Origin of the sequence: Rhizobacter sp. AJA081-3 (genome assembly GCF_017795745.1) — a bacterium.
In the GTDB taxonomy this organism is placed as follows: domain Bacteria; phylum Pseudomonadota; class Gammaproteobacteria; order Burkholderiales; family Burkholderiaceae_C; genus Piscinibacter.
In genome coordinates this window covers 2545492-2562885 of the sequence record NZ_CP059067.1, presented here as the reverse complement: position 1 = coordinate 2562885, position 17394 = coordinate 2545492, and the positions used below count along the sequence as shown (strand labels likewise).

At 67.2% G+C, this 17394-nt stretch carries 13 protein-coding genes, 1 tRNA gene and 1 pseudogene; 9 read left to right on the top strand and 6 right to left on the bottom strand.

The genetic code is table 11. From position 1 onward, the window contains the following. Nucleotides 1-415 precede the first annotated feature (415 nt). The 3 genes and pseudogenes from HZ992_RS12210 to HZ992_RS12200 form a co-directional block, all read right to left on the bottom strand. A complete protein-coding gene (locus HZ992_RS12210; RefSeq protein ID WP_209386892.1) occupies nt 416-3007 on the bottom strand; it encodes an RHS repeat domain-containing protein in 2592 nt (863 codons plus the stop codon). Between the two features lie 1435 nt (nt 3008-4442). Further along, nucleotides 4443-5337: pseudogene (locus HZ992_RS12205) on the bottom strand (tyrosine-type recombinase/integrase). A 771-nt stretch (nt 5338-6108) separates the two neighbouring features. Next, nucleotides 6109-6184, bottom strand: a tRNA-Ala gene (locus HZ992_RS12200). 114 nt (nt 6185-6298) lie between these two features. Here HZ992_RS12200 and HZ992_RS12195 point away from each other — a divergent pair. The 4 genes from HZ992_RS12195 (at nt 6299) to HZ992_RS12180 (ending at nt 9777) form a co-directional block, all read left to right on the top strand. Then, on the top strand, nt 6299-7165 hold the full coding sequence (locus HZ992_RS12195; protein WP_209386891.1) for an alpha/beta hydrolase: 867 nt from the start codon (nt 6299-6301) through the stop codon (nt 7163-7165). Nucleotides 7166-7335: 170 nt separating this feature from the next. Continuing rightward, complete coding sequence (locus HZ992_RS12190) at nt 7336-7758, top strand: rubrerythrin family protein (RefSeq protein ID WP_209386890.1); 423 nt, start codon at nt 7336-7338, stop codon at nt 7756-7758. Nucleotides 7759-7828: 70 nt separating this feature from the next. Beyond that, nucleotides 7829-9178, top strand: a complete 1350-nt coding sequence (locus tag HZ992_RS12185; RefSeq protein ID WP_209386889.1) for a (Fe-S)-binding protein — start codon at nt 7829-7831, stop codon at nt 9176-9178. A gap of 20 nt (nt 9179-9198) precedes the next feature. Then, the gene (locus tag HZ992_RS12180; protein WP_209386888.1) at nt 9199-9777 is read left to right on the top strand and encodes a DUF3501 family protein; all 579 of its coding nucleotides are present in this window, start codon (nt 9199-9201) and stop codon (nt 9775-9777) included. A gap of 14 nt (nt 9778-9791) precedes the next feature. Here HZ992_RS12180 and rarD read toward each other — a convergent pair whose 3' ends face one another. After that, the gene (gene rarD, locus HZ992_RS12175) at nt 9792-10676 is read right to left on the bottom strand and encodes an EamA family transporter RarD (protein WP_209387153.1); all 885 of its coding nucleotides are present in this window, start codon (nt 10674-10676) and stop codon (nt 9792-9794) included. A 119-nt stretch (nt 10677-10795) separates the two neighbouring features. Here rarD and HZ992_RS12170 point away from each other — a divergent pair, with 119 nt between their 5' ends. From HZ992_RS12170 to HZ992_RS12150, 5 genes are all read left to right on the top strand, one after another. Beyond that, nucleotides 10796-11386, top strand: coding sequence for a 2-oxoacid:acceptor oxidoreductase family protein (locus tag HZ992_RS12170; protein WP_209386887.1), 591 nt, complete (start codon nt 10796-10798; stop codon nt 11384-11386). Beyond that, complete coding sequence (gene porA, locus HZ992_RS12165) at nt 11370-12623, top strand: pyruvate ferredoxin oxidoreductase (protein WP_209386886.1); 1254 nt, start codon at nt 11370-11372, stop codon at nt 12621-12623. Before HZ992_RS12170 ends, porA begins: the two co-directional genes overlap by 17 nt. A gap of 10 nt (nt 12624-12633) precedes the next feature. After that, the gene (locus HZ992_RS12160; protein ID WP_209386885.1) at nt 12634-13641 is read left to right on the top strand and encodes a thiamine pyrophosphate-dependent enzyme; all 1008 of its coding nucleotides are present in this window, start codon (nt 12634-12636) and stop codon (nt 13639-13641) included. A gap of 2 nt (nt 13642-13643) precedes the next feature. Next, nucleotides 13644-15269, top strand: coding sequence for an NAD(P)-binding protein (locus tag HZ992_RS12155; RefSeq protein ID WP_209386884.1), 1626 nt, complete (start codon nt 13644-13646; stop codon nt 15267-15269). Nucleotides 15270-15430: 161 nt separating this feature from the next. Then, the gene (locus HZ992_RS12150; protein ID WP_209386883.1) at nt 15431-15973 is read left to right on the top strand and encodes a hypothetical protein; all 543 of its coding nucleotides are present in this window, start codon (nt 15431-15433) and stop codon (nt 15971-15973) included. A 9-nt stretch (nt 15974-15982) separates the two neighbouring features. On the opposite strand, the gene HZ992_RS12145 is transcribed toward HZ992_RS12150, so the two are convergent. Then, nucleotides 15983-16375, bottom strand: a complete 393-nt coding sequence (locus HZ992_RS12145; protein WP_209386882.1) for a YchJ family protein — start codon at nt 16373-16375, stop codon at nt 15983-15985. Further along, on the bottom strand, nt 16372-17334 hold the full coding sequence (locus tag HZ992_RS12140) for a bifunctional helix-turn-helix transcriptional regulator/GNAT family N-acetyltransferase (protein WP_209386881.1): 963 nt from the start codon (nt 17332-17334) through the stop codon (nt 16372-16374). The genes HZ992_RS12145 and HZ992_RS12140 overlap by 4 nt, the downstream gene beginning before the upstream one ends. Between the last annotated feature and the right edge of the window lie 60 nt (nt 17335-17394).

Sequence of the window (17394 nt, the reverse complement as noted above, 5' to 3'; positions counted from 1 at the left end):
CCTGTGTTGTCATTCCACCCGGTCTCGCCGATCAGAGTGCCTGGGTTGCAGCAGGAAGGGCAAGCCTCTGCAAGGATCGCGGCGTACCGGGCCTTCGGGCCGTCTTCAGTGAGAAGGTAGCCGGTGGATTTGATTGGTCCAGCGATCCAGTAAGACCAATCGTCAACCTTATGTGGCCGGTAGGTGCACTCATACGCACCTGTTGGGTTCTGGTCGCCGCAATACTGACTCATCTGAGCGTAGGCTGTCGGCGCTTGTGGCAGCATCAGTAGCGCCGCCAACAACTTCAAGACATGTCGCGAGCCCGATAGCACCCAGTGCCTCAGTTGCAGCTCTTGTTCCAAAGAACTGGGCATGTCGTCTTGGAACGCGACACAACGACTCTCGTCGGACGATTCACTGTCTTGTGTGCCCATCACTCTCTTCCCCTTGTCTGTTGAACACGCCCGAGCGCGTCGATGCTTCTTGCCAGCTGGCGCCTGAGCGCGCCACTGGTGTCCTTGACGTTCTCCGCTGTGCGGTTGCCCGCGTTGTCCAGCGTGTACTCGATGCGGTTACCGAGGTTGTCAAACACCGCTGTTTGCCGGTGCGCAGAGTCATACTCATAGCCGACGTAGCTGGCGTCGGGCCGCGTGATGCGCTTGAGCTGGCCGGCCGGGTCGTAGGTGTAGGTGGTGGTCTGGCCACCCGTGGTGCTGCTCAGCAACCGCTGTCGCAGGTCATAGCTGAAGCTACTGACCACGCCGTTGGGATCGACGCTCTCGAGCAGCTGGCCGTGTTTGTCGTACTTTGTGTACTGCGTGACCTTGCCGGCGGCGTTGGTCACGCTCTGCAGATCACCGATCGTGTGGCCCACTGCAGCCGACCCTGAGCCGGTGAAGGCGGTGTCCGTGTAGTAGGCGTAGGTGGTGATGTCGACCACATCGGTGCGTGGGCCGTCATGGGTGAGAACCTGGCCGTACTGGTTATAGGTCCACTTCTGCTCGCGATTGGCCACGCCGGCCTGCAGCGCTGCGCTGAAGCCTAGACTGCCGTTGGCGTCCGTTGTGGCCTGCTCGACTTGGCGGCACAGCACGGCGATGGGCTTGCCGTCGGGCAGCAGCGCCGTGACCGGGGCACAGCCTGCAATTGCGTTGGCGTTGAACGGGTCTGGCTGACCGTTGTAGACGTATGTCGTCATTCGGCCAGGTTCGGCAACCTTGCTCTCCATGCGCCAATCCGGATGCCACTGCGTATTGACCTTGCGACTGCCCGCGGGGAGGGTGGATCCGGCCGCGGTCAGACCAGTGCAGCCCACCCCTCCGGTTCCCTCGACTCGCACTGTCTCGATATTGCGAGTCAGGTCATAGGCGTAGCACGTTCTTCGGGAAGAGAAGTCCAGAACATTGGTCACATTGCCGCTAGCGTCGTATGCCAGGGAACTGCTGCTAGCGGTACAGCCAGCTCCCGCAGGCTGCGACCGAGAAAGTACAACCTTGGCCCCGTTGGCATCGCCATAGAAGACGCGGTAGGGATCGCCGACCGGTGGCGTGACCTCGATGTTGGTTCCCCAGTCCTTCAGAACGAACTTGCCTACCCCGTTGGCCCCCTCGCTCGAGAACGCGCGGCCGGAGCTGTCGTACTTGTAGGTACCAATGCGAAGACCGTTCTCATCGACCGTGCCAGTGAGCGGGGCACGGAGCCAAGCGTTCGCCGTATTGGCGGGCTCGGCGTAGATGAACGCCTTCGACGCGCCATCCGCGAAAGTCGCGCGGGTGAGCAAGTCACCGGTGTAGTCATAGGCGATGCTGGTGCCATCCGGCAGCCAGAACCGAGTCAGTCGATTTTCTGGATCAACCGTGGTCGTGATCTGGCGGCCGAAGTTGTCGGTGATGCTCGCCAGATTCGTTCCGTTATAGGCATAGACAAGTGACTTGCCGTCCGGCCAATACATGCGTCGAGGCTTACCATCCGGCCCGTACTCGTCGGTCTCATCGCTCGCGCGTCGCCAGCGCCAAGTCGCACCCTGCACAGTTGGTGGGTCGACCTTCTGCAGGCTGTCCCCATCCGTTCCAACCGGAAACGTGTTGTTCGCGTCAGTCCGATACGGCACGGTCGAACCGTCTGCATTGATGCGCTGGACTTCTCCTGTGGTTGAACTGCTGATCACTGGAAAATCCAGTACCTTCACATAGGTAACCTGAGCGCCTGTTGCAGCATCGATGGTGGTGAACTCGCGCGGCTCCTGAACGCTGAAGGGGGCACTGGAGTTCGGATCGATCAGTTCAGGCTGGCCCGGCAACGCCCAGCCCTGGTATTGACCCCGGAAGCGGCGTTCGAGTCTTAGCAATCCACCGCCACCCACGTAGTCCACGTGGTACTCGGTCTTGCGGCCACCGATCACCGAGATCGGATTGCCGACGCCGCCCCCAGCGCCTGACCCTGCAGCCTTACCCTTCGCACCCGGCGTGCATTGCTGCGGTGGCGTCTCGTACTTGATGCACTCGAGCTTGTATTCCCTGTTGCCAAGACTTGTGACGGCCGGGCCGAACCCGTCTGTCTTGGGGCACTCGAGGCTGCGCGTGAAGCCGATGGGCACGGCAGGAGTCGACCCGGTATAGAGCGTCCACTCCGGGTACATGACCTGGTGATAGTAGCTGTCACCTTGGGCGTACCAATAGGTCTCGACGCCGTTGTACTTCAGGGGCGGAGTCGATGGCCAGCCCACGTCGGGAATCACGCTTGTGATCACCAGCTTGCCGCAGGAGTAGGGCGGGGTCGCCTGCTCATAGGCAATGCAACGGGCGAGCGCAGCTTCCTGTGCCGCATTGATTGCCGCCCTTAGTGCGGTGCTGGTTTCGTAGCCCGTGAAATAGCCGGAGTAGGTCGCAGACCACAGCACTTTGGGCTGAACCTTGATCTGTGCCTGCAATTGGGCGTGGGCTGATGGTCCGAAGCCGCCAAGCTGCGTCGCCAGCGCAACCACAATGGCCCGCTGCCCGTAGTGAAAGTACTTGTGCGCTCGCATCAATGGCCCCCCCCTTGGGAGCAGCCAGGTGCGATGAAGCGCATCGACGCTTCCGGCGAGTTGGCGCACGGTTGCGCGGCCCCGGGCCTTTACGTGCGCAGCGCTTTGGCCTGTCGCTCTCAGTGTCCTTGTCGGGAGTGGATCGGGCGAAACCATCGCGTTGGTGGTCGGCTGGACCGAGGCGTCCGCGACACTGCTCTTGAAGACCGGAGAGGCGGTACCAAGACTGCGGGCGCGCTTTAGCGGCGACAGCCTGACGCCGTCGTGGGACTGAAAACGCAGCAAGCTGGACCTCCCCCGATGTGCTGCGCAGGAACCCATCCGGCTTCGGCGCATCTATTGAGCTGAGCGGCTTGGCCGCCCGCTTGTTCTTCGTGCGCGGATGCTATGAATCACCTCAAGCAGGAGCAATCTGTAAGACCTTACACCCCGCATTCGCGGGCTTGTCAGCTCTCGTGCCCAAGCCGCGACTGCCCCTTCCGTCGCCACGCGCGGTTGCCTCGCAGTCAAGAACAGAACCCATGGGAGATCGAGCTCGCGAGGTACTGACAACTCCCCCAGCTCCAGGCCCCAAAGCGCGGTGGCCTCTGCGATGGCGGCCGCCGCAATCACAGCGAAGTTCTCAGGTCTGGGCCGCTCTAGTTTGAGGACTCGCACGCGCGAGAGAAGCGGCAAGAAGATGCTCGTCAGCCGGTTCGATGGACGCCTGCCTCTAGAGCACACCGAGGAGAGCGCGAGTCTTCTGTGCGCAATCCACCTCTTTCGTAAACCTTGCTGCTTCGGTACTTATTGCCCTGTCGAACGAAGACAAGAGCGGTTTCCATCCCATCGTTGCAGCGGGCCTGAATCAATTGCGCTGGCTGGCCCGCTGTACTTTGAGTTGAGTGACAGTTGTCGGGCAGTTCAACTGGTCTAGGCAGATGTCTGCAATGGGTCGGTTGGGTGAGTTCGGCCAGGTGAACAGCAGTCACCGGCCGGGTGCCGGCGGTGCTGGCCCAGTGCAGGTGCCGGGTACGTCAGCAGTACTTCGTATAGCTGTCACTCGGACCAGCGCAGGCCGCTGAGCCGAACGTCGGCTTGATGGCGCCTACTGTGAGTGCGCTGGCCGCAGGCGACCGGCCGCAACCGCTGCAAAGCACGCAGAGCACTCGCTGAACTAGAGCGCGGCCGGCGCGCGGTGCTTGCCGAAGAACTTCAGTTCACCGGCTCCGTGCACGAGTTGTACGGTTGTACGAGACCTGCTCGACCCCACACCCGTCGCGACGCAGGAAGTGGCCACCCCGCGCCGCCGTGCGGCACTGGGTGATGGTCCACATCACCGTGAGCGGAGCCAAGCTCAGGTGAGCGCGCTGGGCGCCACGCCAGGCGCTTCCGTGGAGACGGAAGATGTCGGCGACCTCCAGAGCAGGCCGCCCGTATCACGATGCCCACCGGCCTACTCGGACTGGGGCTTGTCCGAGGTCTGGTGCAGCGGACTGATCGCGCCGCGCAACAGGTCGGTGGCCACAGAAGCATACAGGCTCGTCGTCTCCGCCCGCTTGTGGCCGAGCAGCACATAGATCACGCGGATGTCGACCTTCTGCTCCAGCAGATGGGCGGCAAAGCTGTGGCGCAGGACGTGGGGCGTCACCCGCTTGCCCAGGCCTGCCGTGGCCGCGGCCAGGTGGACGGCGCGGTTGAGTTGTCGCACCGATCATGTGATCGGCCGGATTCGTGCCGGGGAACAGCCAGCCGTCGGGCAGGATCTTGCCCTGGGCGCGGCCCAGCCGCCGCCAGGCCTGCAACTGCTCCAGCAGCACCGGACTGAGCTTGGCGTAGCGATCCTCGCGGCCCTTGCCTTGTTCGACCCGAAGTGTCATGCGCTGGCCGTCGATGTCGGTGACCTTCAGCGCGAGGACCTCGCCGACGCGCAGGCCTGCGCCGTACGCCACCGACATGGCCGCCTGATGCTTGAGGTTCGGCGCCGCCGCGATCAGGCGGCCCACCTCGTCGGGACTCAGGATCACGGGCAGCGTGCGCGGCACGGGCACGTGCACGTACCGCATCTTGGCCATCACCTCGGGCAGGCCCAGAGTGACGTCGAAGAAGAACTTCAACGCGGTGATGGTCGCGTTGATCGTCACCGGGTCGGTGCCGGCGTCCATCAAGTGCTGTTGGAAGCGTCGAAGATCCTCGGCGGTGGCCGAATCGGGCGAGCGGCCAAGAAATGCAGTCAGCTTACGAGCGGCGCGGATATAGCCAGCCTGAGTGTGCTCGGCAAACTTGCGCCTGCGCATGTCGTCGAGCAAGCGTTGACGCAGCGGCGACGCCGCTCGGGTGGTCGTGTCCATGGTTGCAACTCCGTTCAGGAGCGAGGCGGATTGCCTCGCTCGCCACCTTCGCAAAGAGCCGTGGCACTCTTAGCCCCCACGACCTCATCCGGAGCGCTTACTGCATGAGCGGTTGAGTCTTCCGCTGCATCGATAACGATCAATTGGCCGCGCTGACCGTGCGCGGCAATGCCCTGCCCATGTGTCCCTGGGTACCTGGGCATTGCTGCGCATGAGCCGCTCTTGGCAGCGCCGCCAGGTGCGCTTCGGGAACTCGCCCGCGACAGTCCCGATGTCTTCAGGGGCAGCGTTGGTCGCGAATTCATGCCGCGTTCCACGCGCCGCTTCAGTTGGCACTGGTTGCGAAGGGGATAGGCCCAGCGCGGCCTCTCCAGCGTCGTCCCGGATCGATGCTGACCGCCCAAATCGGGCTGCAAATCATGCGATGGTCATCGCAGTGCGAAGGTCGTCGGGAACTGTTGCGCTGATGCAGATGCGTTGAGGGGCGCGGCCTGCACGTGTAGCCCATGTAGCCCATTTGACCTTCGCAGTGGTGGCCCGACGCAAGGGCGCGTGTGGGCTACATGCATGCGATGGTCAGCAGCTCCGGCGGATGCGGTTCGACCATCGCAAAGGTAGTGCGTGGGTCATCCGAGCCGTGGGCTACAAACATGCGAAGGTCATTCGCTTGCTCTGAGACGGCTGGGCTACACGTGGGCTACATGTAGCCCATCTGTAGCCCATGTAGCCCAAAATGTCAGGGGCCGCTCACTGGCGGCCCCTGGATTCGTGTGGTGGAGAGGAGGAGGATCGAACTCCCGACCTTCGCATTGCGAACGCGACGCTCTCCCAGCTGAGCTACCCCCCCACGAACCCACGTAGTTTATCAAAGTCCGCGGTGGGCTTCCGCCGGCTCGACCGGATGGCGTCCGACGGCGCATCGGGGTAGAAACGGGACCCCGCAGCGACCCCAGGCAGCCCGATGACCCGACCCGACCCCGCGTGGCTGGATGCCCAGTACAACAACCGCGCCCGCATCCCCGACCACGCGCAGATCTTCGAGCGCTGGGCCAACGCCTCGGCGCTGGCGCGCGAGCAGTCCGACTGCACCCTCGACCTGCCCTACGGCGAGGGGCCGAACGAGACGCTGGACGTCTTCCGCACCGAGCGGCCCGACGCGCCGGTGTTCGTCTTCATCCACGGCGGCTACTGGCGCGCGCTGGACAAGCGCGAGCAGTCCTTCGTCGCACCGGCGCTGGTCGACGCCGGGGCGATGGTGGTGCTGCCCAACTACGCGCTGTGCCCGGCGGTGACGATCGAACAGATCACGCTGCAATTGGTGCAGGCCCTGGCCTGGACGTTTCGGCACGCGCGCGAACATGGCGGCGACCCGCGGCGCATCGTCGTCGGCGGGCATTCCGCCGGCGGGCACCTCGCTGCGATGATGCTCGCCTGCCAGTGGCCGCGTGTCGCGGGCGACCTGCCGGCAGACCTGGTGAAGTCCGCGCTGTCGATCTCCGGCCTGTACGAACTGGAGCCGATCCGCCACACGCCCTTCCTGGCGCCCGACCTGCGCCTGACGGCCGCGTCGGCGACGCGCCTGAGCCCGGCGCTGATGCCCGCGCCGCAGGGCCGGCTGGCCGCGCTGGTGGGCGGCGACGAGAGCGAGGAGTTCCTGCGCCAGAACACGCTGATCCGCCGCGCCTGGGGCGAGGCCGCCGTGCCGGTGTGCGAGGCCGTCCCCGGCACCAACCACCTGACCGTGCTGCACGACCTGGCCGACGCCGGCTCGCGCTTGCACCGCGTCGCACGCGGCCTGCTCGGGCTGCCGGGTGGCGACCAAAGCTGAGCCTGATCAATCAATCGTGGCGATCGCCGGCATAGCCTTTGCCAATCCCCTGCATTGACCATTTGTATTTGCCCCGGCTCCGGCAGTGGGTTAGCGTATTCGGGTGCCGCAGTTCGACGCGCCCCGGCGCAGGCGGCCGTTTCGGTTCATCTCAACGACAGGAGAGCGACATGGGCTTGAAAGGATCGAAGACCGAGCAGAACCTGAAGGACGCCTTCGCGGGCGAATCCCAGGCCAACCGCCGGTACCTGTATTTCGCAAACAAGGCCGACGTGGAAGGCCAGAACGACGTGGCATCGCTGTTCCGCTCCACGGCCGAAGGCGAGACCGGCCATGCGCACGGCCACCTCGAGTTCCTCGAGAACGGCTCGGGCGACCCGGCCACCGGCCTGCCGATCGGCAACAGCCGGCAGAACCTGAAGGCCGCCGTCGCCGGCGAAACGCACGAGTACACAGACATGTACCCGGGCATGGCCAAGCAGGCCCGCGAAGAGGGCTTCGACGAGATCGCCGACTGGTTCGAGACGCTGGCCAAGGCCGAGCGCTCGCACGCCAACCGCTATCAGAAGGCGCTCGACGCGCTCGTCGACTGACCACGGCGCGACGTCCGGACGACAAGGGGCTTCGTGCCCCTTGTTCATTGGTGGACCGAGGAGAACACGCATGACCGCTCGCGAAGGCAACCTGGAGGCCCCGACCCGCCACCCCGTCGACTGGAAGAACCCGGACTTCTACAACGAGGATCTCGCGTTCAAGGAGATGGAGCGCATCTTCGACATCTGCCACGGCTGCCGACGCTGCGTGAGCCTGTGCCAGTCGTTCCCCAACCTGTTCGACCTGGTCGACGCGACCGACGACGGCGAGGTGCACGGCGTGAACAAGGCCGACTACTGGAAGGTGGTCGACCAGTGTTACCTGTGCGACCTGTGCTACCTGACCAAGTGCCCCTACGTGCCGCCGCACGAGTGGAACCTCGACTTCCCGCACACCATGCTGCGCGCCAAGGCGATCAAGTTCAGCAAGGGCGAGGTGAAGGCGAGCGAGAAGTTCCTCGCCTCGACCGACGTGCACGGCCAGTTCGCCGGCATCCCGATCGTCGTGCAGACGGTCAACGCGATCAACAGGACGAAGGCCGCGCGCGGGGTGATGGAGAGCGTGCTCGACGTGGACCGCAACGCCTGGATGCCTGGGCTGGCGACCAGCCGCTTCCGCTGGAGCGCGAAGAAGAAGGGCCGCGCCACCGACGTGAAGGACGGCGAGCGAAGCCCCGGCAAGGTGGCGATCTTCTCCACCTGCTACGTCAACTACAACGAGCCGGGCATCGGCCACGACCTGATCAAGTCGCTGGAGCACAACGAGATTCCCTACGTGATCGTCGAGAAGGAATCCTGCTGCGGCATGCCCAAGCTCGAGCTCGGCGACCTGCAGGGCGTGGAGAAGCACAAGAACGCCAACATCCCGGTGCTCGCGAAGTACGCGAAGGAGGGCTGGGCCATCGTCACGGCGGTGCCATCGTGCACACTGATGTTCAAGCAGGAACTCCCTTTGCTGTTCCCCGACGAAGCGGACGTGAAGGCGGTGCAGGCGGCGATGTTCGACCCCTTCGAGTACCTGATGGCGCGCCACAAGGACGGCCTGCTGAAGACTGACTTCAAGCAGCCGCTGGGCAAGGTGAGCTACCACGTCCCCTGCCATGGCCGCGTGCAGAAGATCGGCAAGAAGACAGAGGAGATGCTCAAGCTGATCGGCCAGACCGTGACGGTGCAGCTCAACACCGTGGAGCGCTGCTCCGGCCACGCCGGCACCTACGGCGTGAAGAAGCCGTACCACGAGACGGCGATGAAAATTGGCAAGCCGGTGTTCAAGCTGATGGCCAAGGACGAGCCCGACTACATCGGCTCCGACTGCCCGATGGCCGGCCACCACATCGCGCAGGGCATGGCCAACAACGCGCTTCCCGCCGCGAAGATCGCTCACCCGCTGAGCCTGCTGCGCATCGCCTACGGAATCTGAACCCCTCGATGGAGAATCACATGACCATCACCCGCGAAAGCCTCCTGACGCTGGAGGCGTACTCGAAGATCCGCAAGACCAGCAAGCCCGAGGTGATCGCGCACCGCCGGCTGCGCACCGTGCATCTGGGCGAACACATCAGCGTGCAGTTCGAGGACGAGCAGACGATCCGCCGGCAGATCCAGGAGATGCTGCACATCGAGAAGATCTTCGACGAGGACGGCATCCAGAGCGAGATCGACGCCTACGCGCCGCTGGTGCCCGACGGCACGAACTGGAAGGCGACGATGCTCATCGAGTACCCCGATCCGCACGAGCGCAAGCGCGAGCTGTCGCGGCTGATCGGCGTGGAGGACCGCATGTTCGTCGAGGTCGAGGGCCATGCGCGCATCTACGCCATCGCCGACGAGGACCTGGACCGCGAGAACGAAGAGAAGACCTCGTCGGTGCACTTCCTGCGCTTCGAGTTCCCGGCCGCGGCGCGCGAGGCGGTGCGCGCCGGTGCCAGCGTCAAGCTCGGCTGCGACCACACCAACTACCCGGCGCATGGGGTGATCGCCGCCGAGACGCTGGCCAGCCTGGCGGGCGACCTGCGCTGAGGCGTCGGATCGGCTCAGGCCGCGACCGGTGCCGTCCGGCGAGACATGCGCCAGCCGTCCGCGCTGTATACCAGAAGCGCCGCCCAGATCATCCCGAAGCCGACCAGCCGCTGGCCGCCAAAGGGCTCGTTGAACAGCCACACGCCGAGCGCGAACTGGATCGACGGGCCGATGTACTGCAGCAGGCCCAGCGTCGTCATCGAGATGCGCCGGGCGCCGGCCGCGAACAGCAGCAGCGGCACGGCGGTCAGCGGTCCCACTCCGATCAGCCACAGGTTGGTGGCGAGGTCGGGCGACGGAAAGCTCGCCGGCCCACGCCCCCACCACAGGGCCAGCGCCACCAGCGCGGGCAGGGCGAGCAGCATGGTCTCCAGCGACAGGCCTTCGAGCGCGCCCAGCGGCGCGATCTTGCGCAGCAGGCCGTAGCCGCCGAAGCTGGCCGCGAGCACCAGTGCGATCCACGGCAGCTGGCCGGCGGCCACGGTGAGCCACAGCACTCCCAGCATCGCCAGCGCCAGTGCCGCCCATTGCAGGCGCCTCGGGCGCTCGTGCAGCACCGTGTAGCCCAGCAACACGTTGACCAGCGGCGTGATGAAGTAACCCAGGCTGGCGTCGACCACGTGGCCGTGGTTGACCGACCAGATGTAGGTCAGCCAGTTGCACGACAGCAGCAGTGCACTGGCCACGAAGGCGCCCAGCACCTTCGGCTGGCGAAGCGTCGGTGCGAGCCAGGCCCACTGCCGGCGCCAGGCCAGCACGGCGATCACGAAGACCAGCGACCACACCACGCGATGCACCAGCACCTCGGTGGCGGGCACGGCGGACAAGTGGCTGAAGTAGAGCGGGAACAGGCCCCAGAGCACGTAGGCGGAGGCGGCGTAGAGGATTCCGGGGTGCATGAAGGCGGCGCGGCGCGCGGGGCGGAGCGGCATTGTCGCCGCGCCCGGCACTTGATGCAGGACAAGCCCCTTGTCGCGGGCGGCCCGAAGAATGCGGCCACAGCAGCGCAGGAGGGGGCATGTTCCAGATCCGCATTCACGGCCGTGGCGGCCAGGGGGTCGTCACCGGCGCCGAGATGCTGTCGATCGCCGCGTTCGAGCAGGGCCGCCATGCGCAGGCCTTCCCGAGCTTCGGCTCCGAGCGCACGGGCGCGCCGGTGGTGGCCTTCTGCCGCATCGCCGACCGCGAGATCCGCCTGCGCGAGCCGGTGATGGCGCCCGACGCGCTGATCATCCAGGACCCGACGCTGCTGCACCAGGTCGACGTGTTCCAGGGCCTCAAGCCCGAGGGCTACGTGCTGATCAACTCGACGCGCAGCTTCGACGAACTGGGCGTCGGCGAATTCGCTCAGCGCTTTCGCCGCGAACGCCTGTGCAATGTGCCCGCCAGTGAGATCGCCCTGCGCCATGTCGGCCGGCCGCTGCCGAACGCGGCGCTGCTCGGCGGCTTCGCGGCGATCAGCGGGCTGATCACGCTCGACGCTGTGGCACACGCCATCCGCGACAAGTTCAGCGGCAAGGTGGCCGAGGGCAACGTGGCCGCGGCCACCGAGGCCTTCGAGTACGTCACGCGCGAGATGGAGGAGTTGTCGCATGCTCAAGCAGACTGAAGGCTCGCGCGCCGTCGCCGAGGCGGTGGCGCTGTCGCGCCCGCAGGTGATCTGCGCCTACCCGATCTCGCCGCAGACGCACATCGTCGAGGCGCTGGGCGAGCTGGTGAAGGACGGCTCGCTCAGCCCTTGCGAGTTCATCAACGTCGAGAGCGAGTTCGCCGCGATGAGCGTGGCCATCGGCGCGTCGGCGGCCGGCGCGCGTGCCTACACGGCCACCGCCAGCCAGGGGCTGCTGTTCATGGCCGAGGCGGTCTACAACGCCTCCGGCCTGGGCCTGCCGATCGTGATGACGGTGGCGAATCGCGCGATCGGTGCGCCGATCAACATCTGGAACGACCACAGCGACTCGATGAGCCAGCGCGACTGCGGCTGGATCCAGCTGTTCGCCGAGACCAACCAGGAGGCGCTGGACCTGCACATCCAGGCCTTCAAGATCGCCGAGGAGATGAGCCTGCCGGTGATGGTGTGCATGGACGGCTTCATCCTCACCCACGCCTACGAGCGTGTGGACATGCCCACGCAGGCGCAGGTCGACGCCTTCCTGCCGCCCTACGTGCCGCGCCAGGTGCTGGACCCGGCCGAGCCGGTGAGCATCGGCGCGATGGTCGGGCCGGAAGCCTTCACCGAAGTGCGCTACCTGGCGCATGCGCGGCAGATGCGCGCGCTGGAGCGCATCCCGCAGATCGCCGCGGAATTCCAGGCCCTCTTCGGGCGAGACAGCGGCGGGCTGCTGCACTGCTACCGATGCGAGGACGCGCACACCATCGTCGTGGCACTCGGCTCGGTGCTGGGCACGATCAAGGACACGGTCGACGCCATGCGCGACGAGGGCGAGCGCATCGGCGTGCTGGGCATCACCTCGTTCCGGCCGTTCCCGCTGGCGGCGGTGCGCGAGGCGCTGGTGCATGCCGAACGCGTGGTGGTGCTGGAGAAGAGTTTCTCGGTGGGCCTGGGCGGCATCCTCGCCAACGACGTGCGCATGGCGATGTCGGGTACGCGGCGCAATGGCTACACGGTGATCGCCGGGCTGGGTGGGCGCGCGATCACGCAGGTGTCGCTGCAGCGGATCTTCACCGAGGCGATCGCCGACACGCTGGAGCCGCTGACCTTCCTCGACATGGACTGGAAGGTGGTGGAGCGGCAGCTTGAACGCGAGCGCAGCGGCGAGCGCACCGGGCCGGCGGCCGAGTCCATCCTGCGCGACGTCGGCGCGGTCGCGTCGCGGGTCAGTTGAGGGCCAGGCCATGACCGCACAGACGATCAAGTTCTACCAGACCGGCACCTTCACCGTGGGCAACCGGCTGCTCGCGCCGGAGCAGCGCAGCGTGCAGGCGAGCACCGAGCGCAGCAACGCCATCAACTCCGGCCACCGCGCCTGCCAGGGATGCGGCGAGGCGCTGGGGGCGCGCTACGCGGTCGACGCGGCGATGCGAGCGGCGAATGGCCAGCTCATCGCGGCCAACGCCACCGGCTGCCTCGAGGTGTTCTCGACGCCGTACCCCGAGACCTCGTGGCAGTTGCCGTGGATCCACTCGCTGTTCGGCAACACCGCGGCGGTGGCCACCGGCATTGCCGCGGCGATGCGGGTGAAGGGCCACTCCGACGTGCGCGTGCTCGCGCAGGGCGGCGACGGCGGCACCACCGACATCGGCTTCGGCTGCCTGTCGGGCATGTTCGAGCGCAACGACGACGTGCTCTACATCTGCTACGACAACGAGGCCTACATGAACACCGGTGTGCAGCGCTCCTCGGCCACGCCGGCCGCGGCGCGCACGGCCACCACGCCGGCGGTGGGCGTGCAGCCGGGCAACGTGTTCGGCCAGGGCAAGAACCTGCCGCGCATCGCGATGGCGCACGGCATCCCCTATGTGGCCACGGCGACGGTGGCCGACCTGCACGATCTCGAGGCCAAGGTCGAACACGCGATGACGCTGCGCGGCGCACGCTACCTGCATGTGCTGGTGCCGTGCCCGCTGGGCTGGGGCTCGGCCTCGCACGACACCATCCGGCTGGCGCGTCTGGCGCAGCAGTCGGGCACCTTCCCGGTGTTCGAGGCAGAGCACGGCGAGGTCACGGCGGTGTCGAAGATCCGCCACCGCGTGTCGGTGGAGGACTACCTCAGGCCGCAGAAACGATTCGCCCACCTGTTCGCGCCGCAGCGCCGCGACGACGTCATCGCGCACCTGCAGGCGATGGCCGACCGCAACATCCGCCAGTACGGCCTGCTCGACCCCGTCACGGAGGCCGTGTGACCATGGACAAGCCCTTCGCGATCACGCTCGACGTCGGCTCGTCGCTGGCCAACAAGACCGGCTCGTGGCGCTCGAGCCGGCCGGTCTACGTGGACCGCCTGCCGCCGTGCAACCAGACCTGCCCGGCCGGCGAGGACATCCAGGGCTGGCTGTTCCATGCCGAGGCCGGCCACTACGAGGCCGCCTGGCGGCACCTGGTGCGCGACAACCCGTTCCCGGCCATCATGGGCCGCGTCTGCTACCACTCCTGCGAGGGCGCCTGCAACCGCGGCCAGCTCGACGCGCCGGTGGGCATCAACGCAGTCGAGCGCTTCCTCGGCGACGAGGCGCTGAAGCAAGGCTGGCAGTTCGCGCCACCCTCGGCCGAGACGGGCCGCCATGTCGGCATCGTCGGCGCCGGGCCCTCGGGCCTGAGCGCGGCCTACCACCTGCGCCGCCTCGGCCACCGCGTCACCGTGTTCGAGGCCGGCCCGCGACCCGGCGGCATGATGCGTTTCGGCATCCCCAAGTACCGGCTGCCGCGCGAGGTGCTCGACGCCGAGGTGGCGCGCATTGTCGCAATGGGCGTGCAGATCCGCCTGGACACCAAGGTCGCCGACCTGCAGGCGACGATGCGCGAGGAAGGGCTCGACGCCGCCTTCCTGGCCGTCGGTGCGCACATCGCCAAGCGCGCCTTCATCCCGGCCGGCGACTCGGCGCGCGTGCTCGATGCGGTGTCGGTGCTGCGCAGCATGGAAGGCGAAGACAAGCCCATGCTCGGCCGCCGTGTCGTCGTCTACGGCGGCGGCAACACCGCCATCGACGTGGCCCGTACCGCACGGCGCCTTGGCGCCACCGAGGCGGTGATCGTCTACCGGCGCACACGCGACCGCATGCCTGCGCACGACTTCGAGGTCGAAGAGGCGCTGCAGGAGGGCGTGACGATCAAGTGGCTCTCCACCATCCGCCAGGCCGAGGCCGGCGAACTGACGGTGGAGAAGATGGTGCTCGACGCCGAGGGCAAGGCGCAGCCCACCGGCGAGTTCGAGACGCTGAAGGCCGATTCGCTGGTGCTCGCACTCGGCCAGGACGTCGACCTCTCGCTGCTCGACGGCGTGCCGGGCCTGGCGATCCACGACGGCGTGGTGCAGGTCGACGCGCACATGATGACCGGCCGGCCGGGCGTGTTCGCCGGCGGCGACATGGTGCCGGCCGAGCGCAACGTGACGGTGGCAGTGGGCCACGGCAAGAAGGCGGCGAAGCACATCGACGCCTGGCTGCGCGGTGCCGGCGTGCCGGAAGTGGCCAAGCACGAGACCGCGAGCTTCGACAAGCTCAACCCCTGGTACTACAGCGACGCGCCGGCGACGGTGCGGCCGCTGCTCGACCTGGCGCGGCGCCAGACCAGCTTCGACGAGGTGCAGGGCGGGCTGGACGAGGGCAACGCCCTCTTCGAGGCACGCCGGTGTCTGAGCTGCGGCAACTGCTTCGAGTGTGACAACTGCTACGGCGTCTGCCCCGACAACGCCGTCATCAAGCTCGGCCCCGGCCAGCGCTTCGAGTTCAACCTCGACTACTGCAAGGGCTGCGGCCTGTGCGCCGCCGAATGCCCCTGCGGCGCCATCACGATGGTGCCCGAGACGGTCTGACGATCGAAGCAGGCGCCGGCCGCCCGGCCGCCTGTGGCGGCGAACGCACACACCACCCCGCGCTCACGGGGGATGTGCTCAGGTGTGGGATGTCCTGTCACACAGCGGTTCGCACAATCGCAGGCAACGGTGCAGTGCACCGCGCGCCCGGAGCCACCACCATGCCGCAGACCTTCAACGTCGGATCCCGCTCCCTCTTCGTCACCACGGTGGCCTGGGTGTTCATCGCCCTGGCACTGCTGGCCAGCGCCTCGGCGCTGGTGCAGAACGCCGCAGTGGCCTCTTTGCTGCCGGGCTGGCAGACCAGCGGTGCGCAGCACCCGCTGCCGCTGCTCACCGGGCTGCTGATCGCCTACCTGCCGTGGGTGGTGGGCGCCGGGCTGGTGATCTCGCTGGCCACGCTGGCCTCGGCGATCGGCCTGCTGCTGCGCCTGGACTGGGCGCGCCGCGCCTTCATCGGCCTGCTGGTGCTGGCCATCGTCGCCAACCTGCTGGGCCTGTGGTTCCAGCACGAGGTGGTGCAGTCGGTGGTCGACGCCACGCTGAGCAGCTCGCCGCTGCCGCAGAAGGCACTGGGCGTGTTCGGCGGCTTCGTCACGGCGGCGCGCGCGATGGGCGCGGCGATGACGCTGGTGGCCTGCGCGCTGCTCGGCTGGATCATCCACCGGCTGATGTCGGCCGGCGTGCGGCAGGAATTCGCCTGAGCCCTTGCTTCAGGCCACGTCGCCGTCCACGTAGTACCAGCGACCGAGTTCGCGCACGAAGCGGCTCGTCTCCTGCAGGCGGTGGGCGCGCCCGCCGAGCTTGCTGCGCGCGACGAAGCTCACGGTGGCGTGCTCCTCGTCCTGCTGCGCGTGCTGGCGCACGTCCAGCCCCAGCCATTTCAGCCCCGTCGGATCGGGCTCCAGCGCCGCCGGGCGCGTGCTCGCATGCCAGGTGGCCAGCAGGTAGTCCGTCAGGCCCATCGTGTAGGCGCTGTAGCGTGATCGCATGAGCCGTTCGGCGTCCGGCACCTGCAGGTGCAGGGCACCGGCGTGGTAGCGGCCGCAGCAAGCGGCGTAGGGCTGGCCGGTGCCGCAGGGGCAGGGGGTGTTCGCGGTCGTCATGCCAGGTTCAGTTCCCAGGTCTCGCCGACCAGGTCCTGGCCGAAACTGTGGTGGTGTTCGCTGCCGGTGAGCCGGTAGCCGGCCTTGCGGTAGATGCCGCGTGCGGCCGCCAGGTTGGCGTTGGTCCACAGCACGATGCGGCGGTAGCCGCGTTCGCGCGCGAAGCGCTCGCACTCGGCCGCCAGCCGCTCGCCCAGGCCGAGGCCGCGCGCAGCGGGCTCGACCAGCAGCAGGCGCAACTGCGCCGTCGCCTCGACGACGGCCTGGCTTGATTCATCGCGCGCCTGCACCAGCGCCACGCAGCCGACGTTGACGCCATCGCGCTCGGCGATCCAGCAGGCTTCGCGCGCTGGATCGAAGCGGTCGAGGAAGTCGGCGCCGATGCGTGCCACCAGCGCCTCGAAGCGGCCGTCGAAGCCGTACTCCTGCGCATAGAGGGCGCCGTGGCGGGCGATGATCCAGCCCATGTCGCCCGGGCGGTGGGCGCGCAGCACACAGGCCGGTGCTGCGCGGCCTGCGGTGCCGTCGAGCGCGCGCTCGATCTGCGCCATCGAGCGCAGCACCTGTTGCTGCTGGCCCTCGTCGAGCCGTGCGAGCAGCGCCTGCATCTGCGTGCGCGAGCGCTGCTCCAGCGGCGCGAAGGCGCGCCGGCCGGCGGCGCTGAGGCTCAGCTCGGCGATGCGCGCGTCCTGCGCCGAGCGCGTGCTGCGCACCAGGCCGCGTTCCTTCAGCCCGCGCAGCAGGCGGCTGAGGTAACCCGCATCGAGATCGAGCTCGCGCGCCAGCGTCGCGGCGCTGCAGTGCTCGCGGTGGGCGAGTTCCCACAGCAGCCGCGATTCGGTCAGCGTGAAGGGGCTGTCGAGCAGTCCTTCGTGCAGCGCGCCGATGTGGCGGGTGTAGAAGCGGGCGAAGCGCCGTGCGGCATCGATGCGGGCGTCGTCCGGTGCGGGCGAAGTCATGCGGGTGATTCTGGGCAATTCAGTTGCTTCAGGCAAGCAAGTATGTGTTCAAAGCACGTA